Annotated in this window: 3 protein-coding genes; all 3 read left to right on the top strand. The window is 40.5% G+C overall.

Going from position 1 to position 26,053, the window contains the following annotated elements; all coding sequences use genetic code 11:
* Positions 1-7 precede the first annotated feature (7 nt).
* The 3 genes from KFD70_RS03725 to KFD70_RS03715 are packed head-to-tail and all read left to right on the top strand — an operon-like array spanning position 8 to position 26,026.
* Entirely contained in the window at positions 8-10,708 is a 10,701-nt protein-coding gene (locus KFD70_RS03725; protein WP_431612941.1) for a non-ribosomal peptide synthetase, read from the top strand.
* 49 nt (positions 10,709-10,757) lie between these two features.
* The gene (locus KFD70_RS03720) at positions 10,758-18,398 is read left to right on the top strand and encodes an amino acid adenylation domain-containing protein (RefSeq protein WP_431612939.1); all 7,641 of its coding nucleotides are present in this window, start codon (positions 10,758-10,760) and stop codon (positions 18,396-18,398) included.
* 32 nt (positions 18,399-18,430) lie between these two features.
* The gene (locus KFD70_RS03715) at positions 18,431-26,026 is read left to right on the top strand and encodes an amino acid adenylation domain-containing protein (protein ID WP_431612937.1); all 7,596 of its coding nucleotides are present in this window, start codon (positions 18,431-18,433) and stop codon (positions 26,024-26,026) included.
* The last annotated feature ends 27 nt before the right edge of the window (positions 26,027-26,053 follow it).

Here is a 26,053-nt window from a genome sequence, read left to right as displayed (position 1 = left end):
ATAGGGTGTGTTTAATAAAAAAAACGTAAATGACCTATACCGTCTATCTCCGATGCAGCATGGAATACTATTTCATTGTTTAAATCATCCAAAGGACCATGCTTATTTTGAGCAGATGACGATGGAGGTAGAAGGAAATCTTAATGTAAAACATCTTGAAGTTAGTTTGAATAGAATCGTTGAAAAACAGGATGTTTTACGTACAGTCTTTTTGTACTCAAAAGTAAAGGAGCCAACACAGCTCGTTCTAAAAAGTAGAAAAACATCTGTTCAAGTAGAGGATATATCCAACCTAAGCAAAAGTGCACAGTATGATTTTCTGATGAACCTAAAGCGTAAGGACCGGGAAAGAGGATTTGATCTTTCCCGGGATCTCCTTTTTCGGATGGTGGTAATTCGGACAGGAGACGCTACATATCAGATTCTGTTGAGCTTTCATCATATTATATTGGACGGCTGGAGCATCGGATTATTGCTTAAGGAACTGTTTGAGGAGTATAGATGTCAGCAGCACGGCCAATTAAACCAAAATGAGAAATCAATGCCATTTAGTGCTTATATACGGTGGCTGGAAGAGCAGAATGAAGAAGAAGCAAAGGCTTTCTGGGCTGGATATTTAAATGGATATGAGAATCTGTCGGGGATCCCCTATAAAAAATCCAATCTATCAAGTGAATATAGAAGGGAAGAACTTCATTTCAGATTAAATTCAGTATTGACAAGGAAGCTGAAAGAGTTGGCTATATCACAGCATGTGACATTAAACATTCTTATCCAGACCTTATGGGGAATTCTACTTCAGAAGTTGAATGATATTGATGATGTTGTCTTTGGCTCAGTGGTATCTGGAAGGCCGTCAAATATTCCTGAAGTAGAAAAAATTGTTGGATTGTTTATAAACACCATCCCTGTCCGGATTGCAGCATTAGATGATGAGACGGTCGTCGAGGTCCTTAGTCAGGTGCAGTGTGCTTCATTAGAGGCGAAAAACTATGACTTTATTTCTCTGGCAGATATTCAATCAGTGAAAGCAGCACAAGGGCCAATATTTGATCATATTTTTGCATTTGAGAATTATCCAATGGACTGGTCTGGGGTGAATGGTGATCCTGAACTGGGATTTAGAATAACCGGAGTTACAGCTTTTGAGCAGACAAACTACGAATTGGTTATTCAGCTCCATGCAGGTGAAGAGTTAAACGGAAAAATAACATATAACGGAGCTGTCTATCCTAAAGAGCTCATTAAAAGACTGCCTGTTTATCTCGAGAAGTTGGCCCAGGTGGCAGTAGAATCTCCTCTTACTGCCATTGGAGACATTAGTCTTGCTACAGAGGAAGAACTAAAAATATTTGAGAAGTGGAACCAGACTACTACAGATTATCCGAAGGATAAAGTGCTTTCTGAGTTATTTGAAGAACAGGCAAAACACTTGCCTGAACAGATAGCTCTAGTGTTCGGAGAGCGGTCTATTACCTACAGAGAAGTAAATGAAAAAGCAAACCAGATAGCTAAACATCTACAAAAGTCGGGAGTATCTCGAGGGAAGACAGTTGCTCTTCTGATGGAACGTTCGGCAGAGATGATAATCAGCATGCTCGGTATTTTAAAAGCTGGTGGTGCGTATCTTCCTATCGATCCAACATATCCTTCAGATCGAATTCAGTATATGTTGGAGGACAGTGGTACGGATCATTTAGTCGTTCAGGTACAAAAACTAATTCCTAATTTCTTTAAAGGTCATGCTCTTGTTTTAGAAGAAGGCGAATGGATGCAGGAAGGAAAGGATGACCTTGCAAAGGAAAATGTACCAGATGACACAGCTTATATTATTTACACATCTGGTACCACTGGGAGACCGAAAGGTTGCCAGATTTCCCACCGTAACGTCATTAAAACAGTGAAAAATAACGGCTATATTGAAATTACAACGGCCGATAGGCTTCTCCAGTTAGCGAATTACGCTTTTGATGGTTCCGTGTTTGACATATACAGTGCCTTGTTGAATGGAGCTAGACTCGTGCTTGCTCCAAACAAAGCTGCTAGCGATCTTAAGGAAATTGCAAGGTTAATGGAAGAGGAAAATATTACGATATCTTTTATGCCTACCGCATTGTTTAATGTAATTGTAGATGAGCAGATATCTTGTTTGAAAAACTTGAGAAAAGTCTTGATGGGCGGCGAGAAGGCTTCTATAAAACATGTTCGCAAAGCCGTCAATTATCTAGGAGATAACCGGATAATTAATGGTTATGGTCCAACGGAAACAACGGTATTTGCTGTAACGTATGAAGCTGATCATAAAGTAAATTCCTTAGATTGTATTCCTATAGGTCGTCCAATGAATAATACACAGCTGTATGTTGTAAGCCGCTCTGGTCATCTTCAACCAATGGGTGTTCCTGGGGAATTATATATAGGCGGAGATGGAGTAGGCAAAGGTTATTTAAACCAAAGTGAGCTTACAAACAAATTCTTTATAGATAATCCTTTCGGTGAAGGTAAGGTATATAAAACTGGCGATTTAGTACGCTGGCTACCTAATGGGAATTTGGAATGCCTGGGGAGATTGGATCAACAGATAAAACTCCGTGGACATAGAATAGAACTAAGCGAGATCGAGGCTAGACTGGCTGAATATCCTGACATACAAAACTGTGTAGTAGCTTTAAAAGGAGAAGGATCGAATGGATCTTACTTATATGCTTATTATGTGGCTGAGTTGAAAGTAGAAACTGTAGCATTGAAGAAATTTTTACAGGAAAAGCTTCCTAGTTTCATGATTCCTGCAAGATTTGTGCAGCTGGATGAAATTCCACTCACCTCAAATGGGAAGGTGGACAAAGGTAGGCTGCCTGCTCCTAGTAGCGTGATAGAACTATATAAGGATCCAGAAACAGAAACAGAAAAAACAATAGCAGAGATTTGGCAGGATATACTCGGTGTCGAGAAAGTGAGCCTTTATGATAACTTTTTCGAACTTGGCGGACATTCACTCAAGGCTACGCTACTCGCCTCGCGTCTACATAAAGAGGTTAAAGTCGAGTTGCCTCTCAAGGTGATATTTTCGCGGCCGACAGTAAAAGAGCTGGCTGATTATATACAGAGCAACCAGAAAGGCACTTTTGACCGAATTCCGTCGGTAAAGGTAAGTGATTATTACCCAGCGACATCCTCCCAAAAAAGAATTTATTTGGTAGAAAAGCTTGAAGAGCACAAAAAAAATACAAGTTATAACGTCCCTGGTGTATTTGAAATTCACGGTAATTTAGATTTGCAACAATTAAATCAAGCTTTTATGTCTCTGATTCAAAGACATGAGTCACTACGCACAACAGTCATTGCAAGAGAAGAAGAGATTGTGCAGAAAGTACATCAAAAAGCTGATTTTAGTCTAAGAATCACGGAGTGTACAGAAGATGCGGTTGAACAAGTTATAGCTTCTTTTATACAGCCTTTTGACCTTACTAAAGTTCCTTTGATAAGAGCAGGCATCATCAAGTTGAGCAGCAGACGTCACCTACTAATGATTGATATGCATCATATCATTACTGACGGAATCTCCATGAACATTCTTATGCAGGAACTAGCAGAACTGTATATGGGGAATCAGCTTCCAGAGGTTCCACTTCAATATAAAGATTATGCTGTCTGGGTGCAGAGTGCGACTCAAAAAGAGCGTCTCCATAAACAGAAATCTTTCTGGACAGATATTTTTCAGAAGGAAATGCCTATACTTGAGATTCCGACTGATTACTGCAGACCTGCGGAAAAGGATTACAAGGGGGCGATTAGCACCTTTGAGGTAGCTCCTAATCTGATTCAGAAGCTAAAGGATGTATCAACCGAAAGCGGAGCCACTTTATTTATGACATTTTTAGCGGCTTATCATATCATGCTGTCAAAGTACACAGGACAGAAAGAAATTGCTATTGGCACAGCGGTTGCAGGACGATCTCATGCTGATACTGAAGGAATCGTCGGTATGTTTGCCCATACAATTCCATTGAGGAATGTCCTTGATGATAAATGGACTTTCTCAAAGTTTTTAAGCGAAGTAAAACAGAATGTTTTGCAAGCTTATGAACATGCAGATTATCCAATCGAAGAGCTGGCAGACCAGTTGGGTGGACACCGCTCGATGAATCGAAATCTTCTGTTTGATACCATGCTTACTTTTCAGAATATGGATGCTGCTAAGTTGAATATTCCGGGATTACATATTCATCCATATAACTGGAGCTGGAGAAATGCGAAATTTGATTTGAACTGGATTGTGATTGAGGATGACGCTCTTTCCATATCGATTGAATACAGTACAGCCCTGTTTAAAAGGGAAACGATTGAAAGGATGCAAAGCCACTTTAATCATATTCTCATGCAGATTATCAGCAGTCCTGAGATGCCAATTGCTGATATTCAGTTGGCTGGAAAAGAAGAAGTCGATATTCTGGTAGAGGTGTTCAGTGGAAGAAAGGAACACTATCCGAGATCTAAAACGATTCATGAGATCTTTGAGGATAAAGCAGCTGAAGCTCCTGATCAAATTGCTATTTCAATGGAGAAATGTCTATTAACTTATAAAGAATTAAACGAACAGGCGAATCAAGTGGCCCGTAGTCTGCAGAAAAGAGGGGTCGCTCGCGGCCATACAGTAGGGCTTATCTTGGAAAGATCAGCTGAAATGATTGTAGCCATGCTCGGGGTTTTGAAAGCGGGAGGAACATATGTCCCAATTGAGCCAAGCAGCCCTTCAGAACGGGTTCGTTATATGCTTAAAGACAGTCAAACAGAATTCATAGTAGTACAGAGTGAGCAATTAATTCCAGAGGGTTATATGGGTCAGGTCTTAATTCTTAGTGAGAAAGCGTGGGCTCGGGAATCCAGTCATAATCTATTGAATAAAAATGAACCGGGAGATATAGCTTATATCATCTATACTTCAGGATCGACCGGACAACCTAAAGGAAATCTTACTGCTCATCAAAATGTTATTAAGACAATTATAAACAACGGATATATTGAAATCTTAGAAACAGATCGAATACTGCAGCTTTCTAATTACGCGTTTGACGGATCTGTATTCGATATTTACAGTGCTCTGCTGAATGGAGCAACTCTTGTATTGATTCCACAGGAAACGGCATTAGATATGAAAGCACTGTCGGGATATATCCAGGATGAGAATATTACTGTTTCCTTTATGACGGCAGCCCTATTTAATGCGCTTGTCGACTTGGAACTTTCTTGTTTGAAAGGCATGAGGAAAATTATTTTTGGTGGAGAGAAGGCCTCTGTTAAACATGTAAGTAAAGCTTTTGACTACCTTGGAGAAAACCGACTGATTAATGGATATGGGCCTACTGAAACGACAGTTTTTGCAGCAACATATGCTGTAGATTCAGCAGTAAAGGTTACAGGAACGGTTCCGGTTGGAAAGCCTTTAAATAATACTTTTCTATATGTAGTAAACCAATATCTCCAGCTTCAGCCTATTGGCGTTCCTGGCGAATTGTGTATTGGAGGAGAAGGGGTAGGAAAAGGCTATCTAAATCTTCCAGGTCTTACGGCCGAGCGGTTTGTTAAAAATCCTTTTGGAAATGGAACGTTATATAGAACGGGCGATTGGGTACGCTGGTTACCAGATGGAAATATTGAATATCTTGGAAGAATGGATGAGCAGGTTAAATTGAGAGGACACCGGATAGAGCTAGGAGAAATTGAAACCAGGATACTTGAAAATCCGGATATCCAAAATGCTGTTGTGATAACAGCAAATAGCCACGAGTACGGATCCTACTTATGTGCCTATGTAGTGTCAGAGACAGAGTGGTCCGAACAGGATCTACAGATGGAATTAAAAAGGAAATTACCAGAGTATATGATCCCTACTAGCATTATAAGATTGAAAGAACTACCGCTTACGACAAATGGAAAGGTTGATAAAAGAGCGCTCCCAAATCCTTTTGTATACAGAGATCTCCAAGTGGATTACGAACTACCTGTAGGAAGAGAAATAAAAATGGCTGAGATTTGGAAAGAACTGCTCGGTATCGAAAATGTCAGTCGCACAGATGATTTTTTCAAATTAGGCGGACACTCTCTAAAAGCATCTGTTCTGGTCCATAGGATTCAGAAGGAATTTAATAAAGCAGTCTCTCTACGACAGATATTCACTTCGACCACTCTGAAGGAAATGACCAGGTTGATTTATGATTCGAAAGAAATACAGTATAAATCTATTCTTCCAATGGAAGAAAAACCTTTTTACCCAGTTTCCTCTTCTCAAAGGCGTATGTTTGCTGTGAATCAGTTGGAGGGAAGAGAATCTGGAGTTCACTATAATATGCCGGCCATTATTGAGATAGAAGGAAACTTAAATGTCGACCAGTTAGCTTCTGTATTAAAGTCCCTGATAAGTAGGCACGAGTCACTACGAACTTCTTTTCATTTGAACAAGCAGGAGCTCACTCAAAAAGTTCATTCTGAAGTTAAATGGAGTATGGATTTTATGCAGGCTGATGAAGGAGAAATGCCAGGACTGATAAGGTCTTTCATACAGCCTTTTGATTTAAGTTGCGCTCCTCTCTTTCGAGCAAGTCTTGTAAAACTAAAGGATAACCGCTTCATTTTGATGTTAGATATGCATCACATCATTTCAGATGGTATTTCAGTGGCTGTGCTTTTAGAAGATCTCTCTCTCCTGTATCAAGGGGAAGTACTTCCAAAAATAGAGGTTCAATATAAAGATTATGTGGGCTGGCAACGTGAAATAGCTCAGCAGGAGCATTTGAAAAAGCAGAAATCCTACTGGCTTGAACGCCTGTCAGGAGAACTACCTGTATTAGAGCTATCCACGGATTATAAACGGCCAAAAGTACAAAGCTTTGAGGGAAAAACACTAAACTTTGAAGTGTCTGCTGGTGAGCTTGCAAAACTAAAGGCTGCCTTCTCAAATGACGATAGCACAACATTGTATATGATTCTACTAGCTGCTTATCATGTTTTACTCTCAAAATATACAAACCAAGATGATATATTGATTGGGACGCCAATAGCGGGGAGACCGCATGCAGAGTTAGAACCGGTTGTTGGTATGTTCGTTAACTCATTAGTAATTCGGAATAAATCAGCAGGGAATATATCTTTTCAGGAATTTCTATCACAAGTTAAGCATGAAGTATTGAATGCTTTTGAAAATGCAGATATACCTATCGAAGAACTCATTGAACAGTTGGATATTTCCAGAACTCTGGACAGAAATCCATTATTCGATACTATGTTTACTTTGCAGAATATAGATAACCAAGTTGAAATACCTGGACTTCATTTACATCCTTATAAATGGAACTGGTCTATTTCAAAGTTTGATATGACCTGGGCATTTGTGGAAAGGGAAACACTCCAGTTTACAGTAGAGTATAAATCTAGTCTCTTTAAAGAAATAACCATTAAAAAAATGGCTAATCATTATAATCATATTTTGCAACAAATCATTAGTAATCCAGATTGTCTGTTGGATGATATTGAACTGTTAACAGAAAAAGAAAAGAAACAGCTGCTGTTAAAGAACGATATTATGAAACATTATCCAAAGGATAAATCGCTGCAGGAGCTTTTTGAAAAGCAAGTAGCGAAAAATCCAGATAATGTAGCGCTGATATTCGAAGACAGGAAGCTTAGCTATCAAGAGCTAAATGGAATGGCTAACCAGATCGCACATAGCCTAGTAAAACAGGGAGTAAAGAGAGGGCAGACAGTTGGACTTCTCACGGAGCGCTCGTTTGAAATGATTGCAGGTATACTGGGCATTCTTAAATCTGGTGCTGCTTATCTTCCAATCGATCCAGGTTATCCGGCGGAACGGATTCAATATATGATTGATGACAGCGGAACCGAACTTGTAATTCTTCACGGAGGCGTTCTTCCGGACACCTATGAAGGGAAGGTTCTTACAATTGAGGAAGCTTTAGAGGAAAGGGATTCTTCCAATCTAGGTAGGGCTTCCGGGCCAGAAGACTTGGCTTATATTGTCTATACTTCAGGATCTACTGGGAAACCGAAAGGAAATCTGACTACCCATCGGAATGTCATCCGGACGGTTATTAACAACGGCTATTTGGAAGTGAAAGAAACTGACCGGTTCCTTCAGTTGTCCAATTATGCATTTGACGGTTCTACCTTTGATATTTATGCATCACTTCTTCATGGAGCGCGGTTGGTGCTCGTTCCGAAGGAAACGGTTGGAGATGCCCTCCGGCTCTCACGCCTAATCCAAGAAGAACAGGTAACAATTTCGTTCATGACAACAGCGCTATTCAACACGCTTGTGGATGTGGATCTTGAAAGTCTAAAAGGGCTGCGAAAGCTCCTGTTTGGCGGTGAAATGGTGTCAGTCAAACATGTGCGAAAAGCATTGAGGGCAATGGGAGAAGACAGGCTCATTCACGTATACGGACCAACCGAAACAACAGTGTTTGCCACGGCTTGCCCTGTTACTGAGTCTATGATTAACCTCCATACGGTGCCGATTGGGAAGCCAATCAGTAATACATCGGCTTATGTTTTAAGTCCTAGTGGTCAGCTTCAGCCGGAAGGGATTCCTGGAGAGCTGGTTATTGGAGGAGACGGAGTCTCCCGTGGATATCTGAATCGACCGGACTTGACAGAAGAGCGTTTTGTGGAGAATCCTTTCGTGCCTGGCGATCAGATCTATAAGACGGGAGATCTTGTCCGCTGGATGCCAGATGGAAACCTTGAGTACCTGGGGAGGATTGATCAACAGGTGAAGATTAGGGGACACCGGATTGAATTAGGAGAGGTTGAAAATAGGTTGCTGTCACACAGTGCTGTTGCTGATGTAACTGTTGTAGTCAATAGAGATGAAAAGGCTCAATTTTACTTATGTGCTTACCTTATTACGAAATCTGACTGGACTATTTCAGCAATCAGGCATCATTTAAAAGAAACTTTGCCTGACTATATGATTCCTACATATTTTGTTGAGGTCGAATCCTTCCCACTCACTTCTAACGGAAAAATTGACAAAAAAGCACTGCCTGAGCCGACAAGTGTGGCGCCACTGAGGGAAGAGTACTCGGCACCTTTATCAGATAGGGAAAAACTCTTAGCAACTGTATGGGAAGAAGTACTCCGGACAGAACGAGTTGGCATTCATGATAACTTTTTTGAATTGGGAGGAGACTCCATTAAAGCGATCCAAATTGCAGCTAGGCTGAACGAGCATGGATTGAAATTCGAGATGAAAGACTTGTTTAAAAATCCAACAGTATACGAGCTTGTTCCATATATTCGGTTCGCAGCTGCATCTGCAGAGCAAGGCCTAATTCAGGGCGATGTACCTCTGACGCCGATACAGCGTTGGTTTTTTGAACAGCAGTTTCCTATACCAGAACACTTTAATCAATCTATGATGCTGTTCCGAGAGGAAGAGTGGAATAGTGAAGCGGTGATAGAGGCTTTCCACAAACTTTGCGTGCATCATGATGCGCTCCGAATGGTTTATCCTTCTTCGAAACAGTACAGTCGGGGGACGGAAGCTATTGATTTTACTCTTCAGCGATTTGACTTTAGGGGAGTAACAGATGCAAAACCTTTAATTGAGAAAGAAGCGAATTACCTCCAGGCTGGCCTTAATCTCGAAGAAGGTCCGCTGATAAAATTAGGAATTTTTGAGACTGACGTAGGAAGTTATCTATTAATTATTATTCATCATCTTGTGGTGGACGGAGTGTCCTGGAGGATTCTTCTGGAGGATTTCTATCGTCTATATGAGAAAGGAGAAATTCTTCCACCGAAGACCACCTCTTACCGTGCTTGGGCAAGTGGACTGTCTGAGTATGCAAGGAGCAGGGCTATACAAAAAGAAATTCCGTACTGGGAAGGTATCGAATCTATGAAAGTGGCTCCCCTGCCGAAGGACAGGGAAAACGATGGAAGCTTCAGTAAAATAGAAGCTCTGCATTTCAGCCTTGACGAAAAAGAAACATACCAGCTTCTGACAGAAGCCCATCGGGCTTACCAGACTGAAATTAATGACCTTCTTCTTGCGGCGCTTGCTCTAACAGTTCAGGAATGGACAGGAGAAAATAGGATGGCAGTCAACCTAGAAGGACATGGCCGCGAAGATTTCATAGAAGGAGCAGATCTAAGTAGGACGGTTGGTTGGTTTACAAGTATGTTTCCAGTAGTATTTGATGTATCTTCAAGTGATCTTGGCAGTGTTATTAAAGGAGTAAAAGAAACATTGCGGAAAATACCAAATAAAGGGGCAGGATATGGGATACTTCAATACCTTTCTGATAAAAGAGTGTTCAAATGGCAAGGAAAGAGAAAACCGGAGATAAGCTTTAATTATCTTGGTAGGTTTGAAATCGAAGGCACCCAGACGCATTCTACGATGCCAATGGGTTTTCAAGTAAGCCCGATTAATCATTTTTCAAATGGACTGGACTTCAATGGTTTTATCACTTCAGGTCAATTAACAGTTCAAGTAAGTTATGATTCTCAAAAATTTCATTATAAGACTATTGAAAGTGTAATTAGGCAATATGAGGAATGGCTAAAAGCCGTTATCAATCATTGTGCCGGAAAGACAGATGTAGAAAAAACACCTAGTGATTTTTCTGATGAAGAACTTACATTTGAAGAGCTAGATGCTATATCTCAGCTTATAGATAATATCTAAATTCTCATCTTGAGAAAGTTACACTAGCTTTATGGGATGGAGGGATAATTTGAAAGAGAAGAAATTTGATGACATATATAGTCTATCTCCAATGCAGGAAGGTATGCTTTTCCATTCATTGCTCAGTGATAGTGATGCCTATTTTGAACAGATGGCTTTTAAATTCAAAGGCAGTTTAGATTTGCCTGTGTTTGAAAAATGCTTCAATTTGTTAATTGAAAGACATGCTATTTTCAGAAGCGTCTTCCTTCATGAGGGGGTTAGTAAACCTAAACAGGTTGTTCTAAAAGAGAGGAGCATAAAAATTGCTTATCAAAACCTTTCTTCTAAACCTGCAGAAGAGCAGTTTTCAATAATAGAATACTATAAATCACAAGATAAGAAGAAGGGTTTTAATCTCTCGAAAGATCTACTGATGAGATTTGCTGTTTTTCAGACTAGTAGAGAAGATTATACGTTTATATGGAGCTTCCACCATATTTTGATGGATGGGTGGTCTCTTGGAATTGTTTTAAATGAACTATTCGATTTATATGGGAAAATCCGTAATGGGGAAGAGCCAAAGCTGGAAAAACCAGCTGAATTCAGTAAGTATATTTCATGGTTACAAAAGCAAGATCAGAAAGAAGCTCGGGTTTATTGGGATAACTATTTAAAAGACTACAATCAAATTGCAAACCTTCCAAGCAGAAGTACTTCTGAGGCTTTACTAGGTTATGAAAGGAAAGAGATTGTTTTTAGGCTCGGAACCGATATTACCAAGAAGCTAAATGATTTAGCCAGACAGTGCAAGGTCACTTTAAATGTGGTTATCCAAGCAATTTGGGGCATTCTTCTACAAAGATATAACAATACTACGGATGCTGTTTTTGGATCAATTGTTTCTGGTAGGCCATCAGAAATACCTAGTGTTGAGAAAATCGTTGGTTTATTTATTAATGCAGTGCCGGTGAGGGTTAAAAAAATTGCCGGCCAGAGCTTCCTGCAGCTAGTTAAGCAGCTGCAGGAAGAGGCTCTTAGGTCAGAACCTTTTAGTTACGTTTCCCTTGCTGATATTCAATCCGGTAAAGAAACGGGAAATCAATTGGTTAATCACATGGTTGTTTTTGAAAATTATCCATTTGATGATTCGATTCAAAGCAGAGAAGGTATGGATAAATACGGGTTCACTTTAACGGAAGTGGACGCATTTGATCAGACAAATTATGACTTTAATCTCCTTATTGGACCTGGCCAGGATTTAATAATAAAAATTATTTTTAATGAACGTAGGTATACACAAGATACAATACATGCCATTTTTTCACATTTAAAAATGATGGTAAATACGGTTGTTCATTCACCTGATGTACAGGTAGATGAAATAGATATGCTTTCTGTTGAGGATAAAACTAGAATTTTGGAAAAGTTTAATTCTACTGGCGGAACTTATCCAAAAACAAAGACTCTTTCAGCACTTTTTGAAGAACAGGTGCTTATGATGCCTTCTCGTACTGCTCTGGTCTTTGGTGACCAGGAAGTTAGCTATTCCAAATTAAATAGAATGGCCAATCAGGTGGCAAGGAGCCTTCGAAGGCAAGGAGTACAGCGGAATCAGATTGTAGGAATCTTAACTGAGCGATCCTTAGAAATGATTGTAAGTATCCTCGGTATATTAAAGGCGGGTGCGGCTTATCTTCCGATTGATCCGAATTACCCGGAGGAAAGAATCCGCTATATGCTTGAAGATAGCGGGGCCGAAAAGCTGATCGTTCAGTATGCAGAAGACGTTCCTACCTATTATTCCGGACAGGTACTGGGGCTTTGGGAACGGGAATGGGAGAAAGAAGATTCTGCGAATCTGGAAGCGGAAGCTGGTCCGGATGATTTGGCTTATATCATCTATACCTCGGGATCTACTGGACAGCCGAAAGGAGTCATGGTGGAACACCGAAACGTGGTACGTCTCTTATTTAACGATCAGAATCTCTTTGATTTTTCGGAAGAAGATGTTTGGACATTGTTCCACTCCTATTGTTTTGATTTTTCAGTTTGGGAAATGTACGGTGCCTTGTTGTATGGAGGCCGGTTAGTTCTTGTTCCATCTTTTGTGGCTCGGGATCCGGAGGCTTTTGCTGAGCTGCTTCTCAAAGAGAAAGTGACCATCTTGAATCAGACGCCTACGGCATTTTATCAGCTTTCTCACCAGATGAAAAAGGTGAGGGCAGCCGAGATGCCGGTCCGTAAAGTTATTTTTGGGGGTGAAAAGCTGTCCCCTCTGCAGCTGAAGGACTGGAAAGCAGCCTATCCTTCTACTCAGTTGATTAATATGTACGGGATTACGGAAACGACTGTTCATGTTACGTACAAGGAAATTACTGAAAAAGAAATCGAAACTAACATCAGCAATATTGGAAAGCCGATTCCCACTCTTCAGGTGTATGTGCTGGATGGACAGAAGAACCTCCTACCCGTTGGAATTGGCGGTGAAATGTATGTGGCCGGGGAAGGTGTGGCTAGAGGTTATTTGAATCGTCCAGAGCTAACGGAAGAGCGCTTTGTCGAAAATCCGTTTCAACCAGGAGAGCGGATGTACAAAACAGGTGACCTGGCCCGATGGCTGGAAGATGGAAACCTGGAGTACCTTGGAAGAATGGATGACCAGGTCAAAATCCGCGGGCACCGCATTGAATTAGGAGAAATTGAAGCCAGACTTCTTGCTGTTCCATACATTAAGGAAGCGTGTGTAATTGCGAGGAACGACAATCAGGGGCAGTCGTATCTATGCGCTTATATGGTTACTAATGAAGTACGGAGTCAAAATTCTATACGCACTTACTTAAAGGGAATGCTGCCAGAATATATGATTCCTGCTTATTATGTCTTTCTAGACCGATTTCCCCTTACTTTTAATGGGAAAATTGATAAGGCTGGACTACCAGAACCACAAAAAGAGAGAGTTGGCAAGTATGAGGAACCAATTAATGATACCGAAAGAGAGCTTGCTGAAATTTGGAGTAAAGTACTGGACATAAAACAGCTGGGGAGAAGGGACCATTTCTTTGAGCTTGGTGGCCATTCATTAAAAGCTACACAGTTGGCTGCGGCCATTCACAAAAAGTTTGAAACCCGTATCCCAATTCAGAAGATTTTTGAAAACCCAATACTAATGGATATGGCCCAATATATTAGGGATTCAGATAAAGAGAATTTCCATGTTATTAAACGGGCTCCAAAGAGGGAATACTACCCGGTTTCTGCTGCTCAGCGCCGAATGTATGTAGTCCAACAAATTGAGGGGGGCACACAATCTACTCATTATAATATGCCTTTAATTTTAGAGCTGGAAGGAACATTAGATATAGATCGACTTCACCAATCACTATCCAGCTTGGTTGACCGTCATGAACCTCTACGAACCACTTTTCACCTTAAGAATGATCGGTTAATTCAGCGTATTGAGTCCCATTGCAATTTTGAGTTTGAACTAAAAGAAATAACAGAAGAGAGATTGCCACAAATTATTGATGAGTTTATTCGACCGTTTGACTTAGAAACAGGCCTTCCTTTTCGGGCACTTTTGGTGAAAGTGGAATCGACTCGCTATTTTTTCATGTTGGATTTTCATCATATCGTTTCAGATGGCATTTCTGTAAATATTCTTATACAGGAATTTATCCAATTGTATCAGGGTAAAGAGCTGCCTTCTTTAAGAATTCAGTATAAGGATTTTGCTGAATGGCAACAGACTGCTGAATATAAAAATAGAATAAAAGCCGGAGAAGAATATTGGCTGGACTGTTTCAAAAGTGATCCGCCGGTTCTTGAACTACCGACAGACTTTCCCCGTCCTCCTGTGCAGTCCTTTTTTGGTGAAACCTTAGAGTTTGAACTGGATAGTAAGTTATATCAGAAGCTCAAAAGTATTTCAGCAGCAGAAGGCTCTACATTGTATATGATTCTTTTGTCAGCATATACTATTCTGCTTTCTAAATATACAGGACAGGAGGATATTGTGGTAGGTTCTCCTGTAGCGGGAAGGGAACACTCAGATTTAGAAGACGTTGTCGGGATGTTCATCAATACTTTACCACTTCGAAATGAACCAAAAGGAGTTTTATCTGTTAGAGAATTTATTGCAAATGTTCGATCTGGAATTCTAAAAGCATTTGAACATGCGGATTATCCACTGGAAGAGCTCATAGAAAAATTGAATATACCAAGAAATCTTAGTCGTCAGCCTCTATTTAATACAATGATGGTTATGCAAAATATGAAAATTGATGAGATTCATATTCCTGGGTTAAATGTGGCGCCATATTCTTGGCGTAGGAGGAATGCAAAATATGATCTCACATGGACCATAATAGAAGATAGTTCACTGAAGGTAATGATAGAGTATAGTACTAGTATATTCAGAAAAGAAACGGTAGAGAAAATGTACCTTCATTTCTCTTATCTGCTTTCACAGATTACTGATGATTTAGACAAACTAATATTCAATATTCAATTAGCTACTCCATATGAGAGTAGTCAGATTTTGAAAGAGTTTAATCCTCCGGAGGCAGAATATCCAAGGGAAAAGACTATTCATGAAATATTTATGGACAAGGTAAAAAAAGTTCCAGATAAAGTTGCTTTACAGTATAAAGAAGGTTCTGTGTCTTATAGCGAACTGCATAGAAAATCTAACCAAGTGGCCCGCTTTCTTCAGAAGCAGGGGGTAGGTCGCGAACAGATAGTAGGCCTTCTAGTCGATCGTTCACCCGAGATGATTATAAGTATCCTCGGTATATTAAAGGCGGGTGCAGCTTATCTTCCGATTGATCCGGATTATCCGGAGGAAAGAATCCGCTATATGCTTGAAGATAGCGGGGCCGAAAAGTTGATTGTCCAGTATGCAGAAGACGTTCCCGCCCATTATTCCGGACAGGTACTGGAGCTTTGGAAACGGGAATGGGAGAAAGAAAATTCTGCGGATCTGGGAGCGGAAGCTGGTCCGGATGATTTGGCTTATATCATCTATACCTCGGGATCTACTGGACAGCCGAAAGGAGTCATGGTGGAACACCGAAACGTGATACGTCTCTTGTTTAACGATCAGAATCTCTTTGACTTTTCGGAAGAAGATGTTTGGACATTGTTCCACTCCTATTGTTTTGATTTTTCAGTTTGGGAAATGTACGGTGCCTTGTTGTATGGAGGCCGGTTAGTTCTTGTTCCATCTTTTGTGGCTCGGGATCCGGAGGCTTTTGCTGAGCTGCTTCTCAAAGAGAAAGTGACCATCTTGAACCAGACGCCTACGGCATTTTATCAGCTTTCTCACCAGATGAAAAAGGTGAGGGCAGCCGAGATGCCGGTCCGTAAAGTTATTTTTGGGGGTGAAAAGCTGTCCCCTCTGCAGCTGAAGGACTGGAAAGCAGCCTATCCTTCTACTCAGTTGATTAATATGTACGGGATTACGGAAACGACTGTTCATGTCACGTATAAGGAAATTACTGAAAAAGAAATCGAGACTAACATCAGCAATATTGGAAAGCCGATTCCCACTCTTCAGGTGTATGTGCTGGATGGACAGAAGAACCTCCTACCCGTTGGAATTGGCGGTGAAATGTATGTGGCCGGGGAAGGTGTGGCTAGAGGTTATTTGAATCGTCCAGAGCTAACGGAAGAGCGCTTTGTCGAAAATCCGTTTCAACCAGGAGAGCGGATGTACAAAACAGGTGACCTGGCCCGATGGCTGGAAGATGGGAATCTGGAGTACCTTGGAAGAATGGATGACCAGGTCAAAATCCGCGGGCATCGTATTGAATTAGGAGAGATTGAAAGTCGTCTCTTAACTTATAGTGCCGTTAAGGAAGCCGTTGTTATTTCCGTAATAGATGAGCAAGATTATAGCTATCTTTGTGCATATATAGTTTCTTTAGGGAAGGTTACGGTTTCTTCCATTCGAAATTATCTGCGAGAAGTTTTACCTGACTATATGATTCCTTCGTATTTTGTTGAGGTCGAATCCTTCCCGCTTACTCCTAACGGAAAAATTGACAAAAAAGCACTGCCTGAGCCGACAAGTGCGGCGCCACTGAGGGAAGAGTACTCAGCACCTCTATCAGATAGGGAAAAACTCTTAGCAACTGTATGGGAAGAAGTACTCCGGACAGAACGAGTTGGCATTCATGATAACTTTTTTGAATTGGGAGGAGACTCCATTAAAGCGATCCAAATTGCAGCTAGGCTGAACGAACATGGATTGAAATTCGAGATGAAAGACTTGTTTAAAAATCCAACAGTATACGAGCTTGTTCCATATATTCGGTTCGCAGCTGCATCTGCAGAGCAAGGCCTAATTCAGGGCGATGTACCTCTGACGCCGATACAGCGTTGGTTTTTTGAACAGCAGTTTCCTATACCAGAACACTTTAACCAATCTATGATGCTGTTCCGAGAGGAAGAGTGGAATAGTGAAGCGGTGATAGAGGCTTTCCACAAACTTTGCGTGCATCATGATGCGCTCCGAATGGTTTATCCTTCTTCGAAGCAGTACAGCCGGGGAACGGAAGCTATTGATTTTACTCTTCAGCGATTTGACTTTAGGGGAGTAACAGATGCAAAACCTTTAATTGAGAAAGAAGCGAATTACCTCCAGGCTGGCCTTAATCTCGAAGAAGGTCCGCTGATAAAATTGGGGATTTTTGAGACTGACGTAGGAAGTTATTTATTAATTATTATTCATCATCTTGTGGTAGACGGAGTGTCCTGGAGGATTCTTCTGGAGGATTTCTATCGTCTATATGAGAAAGGAGAAGTTCTTCCACCGAAGTCCACCTCTTACCGTGCTTGGGCAAGTGGGCTGTCTGAGTATGCAAGGAGCAGGGCTATACAAAAAGAGATTCCGTACTGGGAAGGTGTCGAATCTATGAAAGTGGCTCCCCTGCCGAAGGACAGGGAAAACGATGGAAGCTTCAGTAAAATAGAAGCTCTGCACTTCAGCCTTGACGAAAAAGAAACACACCAGCTTCTGACAGAAGCCCATCGGGCCTACCAGACTGAAATTAATGACCTTCTTCTTGCGGCGCTTGCTCTAACAGTTCAGGAATGGACAGGAGAAAATAGGATGGCAGTCAGCTTAGAAGGCCATGGTCGTGAAGATTTCATAAAAGGAGCAGATTTAAGTAGGACGATTGGCTGGTTTACAAGCATGTTTCCTGTGGTATTTGATGTGCCTTCAAGCGATCTTGGTAGTGTTATTAAAGGAGTAAAAGAAACATTACGAAAAGTACCCCGCAAAGGTGCAGGTTACGGTGTACTCAGGTATTTGGTTCCAGCGGAAGAAAATAAAATAAAATATAAGATAAAACCAGAAATTATTTTTAATTATCTGGGACAGTTTGAAATTAATAGCAAAGCGAAATACCCTGTGATGCCAATGGGAGAACCAGTTAGTTTGGAGAATAAACATGGCACGGGTATTGAACTTATTGCAATTGTTACCGATGGGAAATTAAAGCTTAATCTTATGTTTAACTCTATCCAATACAATGTCGGGACAGTCGAAAACATTCTTGACCAGTATAAAAGTCATCTTCTTCATATTATCAACCATTGTGTGGCAAAAGAGAAATCAGAACCAACACCTAGTGATTTTAGTATGAGTCAGCTGACTCAATCAGATTTGGATGATGTATTTGAGGCTTTAAAGAGTGTTAAGTAACTGAAAAATACTATACGATCTGGAGTGATTTGATGTTTGACGTTTCTAGGGTAAAGGATTTATGCCAGTTATCCCCGACACAAAAAGGGATGCTGTTTCACGCACTAAAAGATGAAAATAATGATACTTATTTTGAACAGATGGTCTTTCTAATTGAAGGGGAACTTAATGTCCCCTTCTTGGAAGAAAGTTTCAATCGTTTGATTGAAAAGTATGATGTGTTAAGGACGGTTTTTCTTTACTCCAAAATTAAAGAGCCAACTCAGGTTGTATTAAAAGACCGGAGAACCAGAGTAAGCTTTGAAGATATTTCACATATGTCCCAAGAAGAGAAAACGATGTTTCTAGAAGAATATAAATTGAGGGATCGACAAAAGGGCTTTAATCTCCAAAGTGATATGCTCATCCGCCTTGCCGTATTAAAAACAAAAATGAACCAGTTTCAAATAATATTGAGTCACCACCATATCTTAATGGACGGCTGGTGTATGAGCATTATCTTAAATGATCTTTTTAAGTATTATGTCGATTACATTCAGGAGATACCTATTTATCTGGAAAAAGGGCTGCCGTATAGTACATACATTCAATGGCTGGATGAGCAGGATGATGTAGTAGCCCGAGGGTATTGGAAGAAGTTTCTTGAGGGCTATAGCGGTGTTAAGGGAATTCCATATAATTGGTCTGCGCAGGAACCCACAGATTTTATGCATCAAGAAATAAAGTTCAGCTTTAATAAAGATATAACTCGGAAAATATCGCAGCTTGCCATGTCTAAACAAGTTACAGTAAATAGCGTTTTTCAAACGATGTGGGGTATTATGCTGCAGAAATTGAATAACACTGACGATGTTGTATTTGGTTCAATAGTTTCTGGCAGACCAGCGGACATTCCAGATGTAGAAAAGATTGTTGGGTTATTCATAAACACGATTCCTGTAAGAATTACAAGCAGTGAGAATGATACATTTCATCAGTTAGTAGAGAAATCACAGGAGAAGGCACTTGCTTCCAGTCAGTTTGATTATGTTTCGTTGGCAGAAATACAGGAAAACACCAAATTTGGTGAGCAGGTGTTTGATCATATTGTAGCTTTTGAGAATTTTCCTGTAGCTATGGATGATTTTGATCATAATCAAGAACAAAAGTTAGGTTTCCGCATTGTGGGATTCGAGGCTTTTGAACAGACAAATTATAAATTAAGCATTCAGGTTCATTCTGGTGATGAGATTAGCGGCAAGATAATATTCAATGGCAATGTCTATAACTCTGAATGGATGAAAAATATCCCCGGACATTTACAAGAGATTGCTACTCAAATCATCGAGAATCCGGAAATCAAGATAAAAGATATACAGATTATATCTGAAAAAGAGATAAAAAGACTAATAGATATGAATAACATCTGTAGCCAATATCCAAAAGAAGAGTCCATCTGTTCACTTTTTGAGGAGCAGGCAGCGAAAACACCTAATAATGTCGCTTTGGTGTTTGAAAATAAGGTTCTCACATACAAGGAACTCAACAGAATGGCTAATCAGATTGCACGTAGCTTGGTAAAGCAGGGAGTAAAGAAAGGGCAGACGGTCGGACTTCTCACGGAGCGCTCGTTTGAAATGATTGCAGGTATACTGGGCATTCTTAAATCTGGTGCTGCTTACCTTCCGATCGATCCAGGTTATCCGGCGGAACGGATTCAATATATGATTGATGACAGCGGAACCGAACTTGTAATTCTTCACGGAGGCGTTCTTCCGGACACCTATGAAGGGAAGGTTCTTACAATTGAGGAAGCTTTAGAGGAAAGGGATTCTTCCAATCTAGGTAGGGCTTCCGGGCCAGAAGACTTAGCTTATATTGTCTATACTTCAGGATCTACTGGGAAACCGAAAGGAAATCTGACTACCCATCGGAATGTCATCCGGACGGTCATTAACAACGGCTATTTGGAAGTGAAAGAAACTGACCGGTTCCTTCAGTTGTCCAATTATGCATTTGACGGTTCTACCTTTGATATTTATGCATCACTTCTTCATGGAGCGCGGTTGGTGCTCGTTCCGAAGGAAACGGTTGGAGATGCTCTCCGGCTCTCACGCCTAATCCAAGAAGAACAGGTAACAATTTCGTTCATGACAACAGCGCTATTCAACACGCTTGTGGATGTGGATCTTGAAAGTCTAAAAGGGCTGCGAAAGCTCCTGTTTGGCGGTGAAATGGTGTCAGTCAAACATGTGCGAAAAGCATTGAGGGCAATGGGAGAAGACAGGCTCATTCACGTATACGGACCAACCGAAACAACAGTGTTTGCCACGGCTTGCCCTGTTACTGAGTCTATGATTAACCTCCATACGGTGCCGATTGGGAAGCCAATCAGTAATACATCGGCTTATGTTTTAAGCCCTAGTGGTCAGCTTCAGCCGGAAGGGATTCCTGGAGAGCTGGTTATCGGAGGAGACGGAGTCTCCCGCGGATATCTGAATCGACCAGACTTGACAGAAGAGCGTTTTGTGGAGAATCCTTTCGTGCCTGGCGATCAAATCTATAAGACGGGGGATCTTGTCCGCTGGATGCCAGATGGAAACCTTGAGTACTTGGGAAGAATAGACCAACAAGTGAAAATAAGAGGGCATAGGGTAGAACTCGGAGAAGTGGAAACAAAGCTTCTTGAATTCCCTGCTGTACGGAAAGCCTTTGCTACGGACTATCAAGATGTTAACGGCCATTCTTATTTATGTGCTTATATTTCAGCTGAAGGAATAATCAATATCGAGGAAATTCGTGATTGTATTGCCAAAAAGCTTCCGGACTATATGGTACCTACTTTTATTTTGGAACTGGAAAGGTTGCCGCTCAATGCTAATGGGAAGGTGGATAAAAGTAAGCTTCCTAAACCTCAGGTTCTCAAAGAGAAAGAAAGGAAATACTTTGAACCAGTAACTGAAACAGAAAAGGTGCTTGCAAGTATATTTGAAGAGGTGCTTAGAGTGCAGCCGGTCGGCCTTTACGACAACTTTTTTGAACTTGGTGGCCACTCACTAAAGGCTATGATCCTTGCCTCTAGGATTCAAAAGCAGCTAGATACGGAAATTCCTATTAAGGCTATATTTTCTTCGCCAACTGTAGAAAAGCTGGCGTCCTTTATTACTGCTGCTGGTAAACAAGAATACCGTTCAGTTAAAAAAGCATCCAAAAGGCCGTTTTATCCGGTGTCGTTTGCTCAGAAAAGAATGTATGCAGCTCAGAAGCTTGAAGAAGCTAAAGGTGGGACAAGTTATAACATTCCGATTATTGTTGAAGTTAATGGAGAACTTGATATAGAGCGGATTTATCAGGCGTTCTGCTCTTTAATGAGCCGACACGAGTCACTCAGGACAGTGTTTCTGTTCAAAGAAGGAGAGCTTGTGCAAGAAATTTACGAAGAAGTTGAATTCCCATTTGAATTAATCAAGGGTGAATTATTTGAAATGCCAGATATTATTGAAAGTTTTATCAAACCTTTTGATCTTAGCAAGGCACCTTTGTTTCGTGTTAAAGTTGTGCAGATTAAGGACGATCATAATATCTTAATGATGGATATGCATCATATTATTTCAGATGGTGTATCTACAAATATTCTGTTGCAGGATTTTGCAGAATTGTATCAAGGAAATAAATTGAATGACTTACAAATACAATACAAAGATTATGCAGTCTGGCAGCAAGAACAGAGTCAGGTTGAATCATTGAAAAAACAAGAACAGTATTGGTTAAATACACTTTCTGGGGAGCTTCCAATTTTAGAGTTACCGACGGATTTTATTCGTCCGCCGATTAAACAGTTTTCGGGGAAGACATTCAGTTTTCGGGTCAATAATGAACTGGTGCTTCGTTTGAAAGAAATTTCTTCTGAAGAAGAGTCAACATTTTTTATGGTGCTGTTGGCAGCCTATAATATCCTCCTTTCAAAATATACTGGGCAGGAAGATATAATCATTGGTTCACCAATTGCTGGAAGAACACATGCCGATTTGGAAGAAGTAATAGGTGTTTTTATTAATGTTCTCCCTCTTAGAAATCATCCTGTAGGAACACTTACATTCCGAGAGTTCCTTCTTCAGGTAAAAGAACAGGTGTTGCAGTCTTATGAAAATGCCGATTATCCTTATGAAGAACTCTTGGAAAAGCTTAATTTACAGAGAGACTTTAGTCGGAATCCCTTGTTTGATACAATGTTGAACTTGCAGAATATGGAAATGAAAAACTTGGAAATACCAGGATTATCTTTTAATTCCTATAGCTGGGATTATAACAATACAAAATATGATATTAACTGGGACATTGCTGAAACTGAGCAAGGAGAGCTTTATATTTCTATAGAATACAGTACAAGCCTGTTTACCCAAGATACTATAGAAAGAATGAGAGATCATTTTCTTCATCTGCTGTATCAGATAGTTGAAGATCCTGAACAAAAGCTGTCAGATATGATTCTGGTGACAGAGGAAGAAAAACATCAGCTTCTGTATACTTTTAACCAAACTGAAAAGCCGTTCCCGAATGATAAAGCAATTCATCAACTGTTTGAGGAACAGGTTCAGAGAACACCTGAGCTTGTAGCCGTAGTTTTTGGTGACGAACAGCTTACTTATCGAGAGTTGAATTCTAGGGCTAATCAACTTGCAAGGCTTTTAAGAGAAAGAGGAACGGTTAGGGAAGAGTTGGTTGGAATCATGGTAGACCGCTCTCTTGAAATGATTGTCGGTATTCTGGGTGTACTAAAAGCAGGTGGAGCTTATGTCCCACTTGACCCGTCATATCCTGAAGAAAGGATTCGCTATATCCTTGAAGACAGTGGGGTTCAACGCCTTTTAACACAAAGTAGTGTGAAAATTATGGAAGGCTTTACGGGAGAGACTATTCTGATTGATCAGCCTCATGTGTATAACGGAGCTGATGAGAATCTTGAACATATCAATCAGGCAGAAGATCTGGCCTATGTTATATATACATCGGGGTCGACCGGAAAACCGAAAGGTGTGTTAATAGAGCATCGAGGCGTAAGTAATTTGCAGCTCATGGCTGAAACATATGGCATACGAGAGGGAAGCAGGGTCCTTCAGTTTGCTTCTTACAGTTTTGATGCTTCTGTGGGAGATATTTTTCATACGCTATTATCGGGTGCTACCCTTTATATCTGTGATAAGGAGATTTTTCTTTCTGGGCAAGAGTTTGTTAAGTGGTTGGAAGAAAATGCGATAAATTCCATTCCTTTTATTCCCCCATCCATGTTAAAAGCACTTCCGTTTGCTGAACTGCCAGATTTACATACGTTAAGCACCAGCGGGGAAGCGTTACCTGTAGATCTGGTGAAAGTATGGGGAAGAAACAGGAGATTTTTAAATGCATATGGACCTACTGAAACAGTAGTGGATGCTACTATTGGCGAATGCAGTCCAGAGCTGAATAAAGTGGTGATTGGAAAACCAATTGCCAATAAGCGTGTTTATATCTTTAATAAAGACCTCCAGCTGCAACCTATAGGGGTTCCAGGAGAACTCTTTATAGGAGGAGAGGGAGTAGCTCGCGGATATTTAAATAGAGGAGATATGACAAAGGAGCGTTTCATTGTTAATCCATATCAAGTGAATGAAAAGATTTATAGGACGGGAGATATTGTTCGCTGGCTGTCCGATGGAAATATAGAGTTTTTAGGCCGGAATGATGAGCAAGTAAAAATCAGGGGCTACCGAGTTGAATTGGGAGAAATAGAAACCAAGCTGACTGAACATGCTTTTGTCAAAGAAGCAGTCGTTGTTCTCAAGGATCGTAATTTATGTGCCTATATCGTTTCTGAGAGAGACTGGATGGTTACAGAGATGCGCCAGCACCTGCAGAAAGAGCTGCCTGAATATATGATCCCTTCATACTTTATAAGGCTGAATTCTCTACCGCTTACACCTAATGGGAAAATAGATAAGAAATCTCTTCCAGAACCTGATTTTACGATGGACGAAGGAACGGAGTACACTGCACCTCTCTCTGAAATGGAGAAGCTGCTTGCAGATGTATGGAAGGGAGTTCTACGGGTGGAGCGTGTAGGAATCCATGATAATTTCTTCGAACTGGGAGGTGACTCTATTAAAGCCATTCAGATCGCTGCAAGGTTAAATGAGCTCAATTTAAAGCTGAACATGATGGAAATGTTTAAAAATCCAACTATATATGAATTGAGTCCATTTATTGAGTCTTTCCAGACAGAAGCCAAACAGAGTGCAATTGAGGGAACAATTCCTCTTACTCCTATACAGCATTGGTTTTTAGAACAGGAATTTGAAAGGCCAGAGCACTTTAATCAATCGATGATGTTGTTTAGGAAAGAAGGATGGAAGCCTGAATTAATAGAGAACTGCTTCAGAAAACTATGCGAGCATCATGATGCATTGCGGATTGCTTTTTCTTTGGATTCTTCCTCTCAGTATAATCGGGGAACACAGGGGATTGAGTGCACTGTAAAAAACTTTGATTTTAGGGGTATGGAAAATCCTGTTTCTTTAATTGAGAAGGAGGCAAATCGAATACAGGGAAGCATCCAGTTTTCTAATGGCTCGCTTTTCAAGCTGGCAGTGTTCAACACAGAAGAAGGTAGCCATTTGCTAATCGCCATTCACCACCTGATAATAGACGGAGTATCATGGAGGATCCTCCTTGAGGATTTTTACCGCCTATATGAAAAAGGGGATGATTCTCTTCCGGCAAAAACAACTTCTTATCAGGATTGGGCTAATGGACTTGCACAATACGTATCGAGTCGCAAAAATGAAAAAGAGGTTGTTTATTGGAGAAACATTCAGTCTAAGACAATACCAACATTGCCTAAAGACTATCAGTATTCAGGTAGGCATCTATATGAAGATTTACAAATAGAAGGGATATTGTTAAACAAAAATGAAACCATCATGCTTTTAACTGAGGTACACAAGGTATTTCAGACAGAAATTAATGATCTTCTTCTAGCTGCTCTCGCAATGACAATAAAGGAGTGGACAGGAGAAAATACTCTGGCCGTTAGTCTGGAAGGTCATGGAAGAGAAGAGTTGATAGATGGAATGGATCTAAGCAGAACGGTAGGATGGTTTACAAGCATATTCCCCGTCATCTTTGAACTGGATTCAGGCAATATGGCATCTGTTATTAAGACTGTTAAAGAGACCCTCCGAAAGGTACCAAAAAAGGGAGCTGGGTATGGAGTTTTCAAGTATTTAAATTCAAGTGTAGCTATAGGAAAGACGATAGAGCCTGAAATTAGTTTTAACTACCTTGGAGCTTTTGAAGAAGACGATGTTCAACTCTACTCTAGCATGCCGATGGGCCGACAAATTAGCGGAAAGAACCATCAGGAGCATTTACTTGAATGGAATGGAATGGTGGTAGGAGGAGTTTTACAGATTAATATCAGCTACAATCCAAAGGTATTTAGTAAGAGAACTATTAAGATGCTGGGAAGCCTTTATCGTCAAAATCTAGTCGCTCTGATGAAGTTTTGTAGCGAAAAAGATGAAATCGAGCTTACTCCAAGTGATTTCAGTGAGAATGATATGACTCTAGACGAGTTGGACAATATTTTTGAAGTTTTCGAATCAAAAAAATAGCCTAGATAAATAAATTAGGAGTGAAGT

The organism is Bacillus pfraonensis, from assembly GCF_050768835.1.
In the GTDB taxonomy this organism is placed as follows: domain Bacteria; phylum Bacillota; class Bacilli; order Bacillales; family Bacillaceae_G; genus Bacillus_A; species Bacillus_A pfraonensis.
This window is presented reverse-complemented; position numbering and strand designations above follow the sequence as displayed.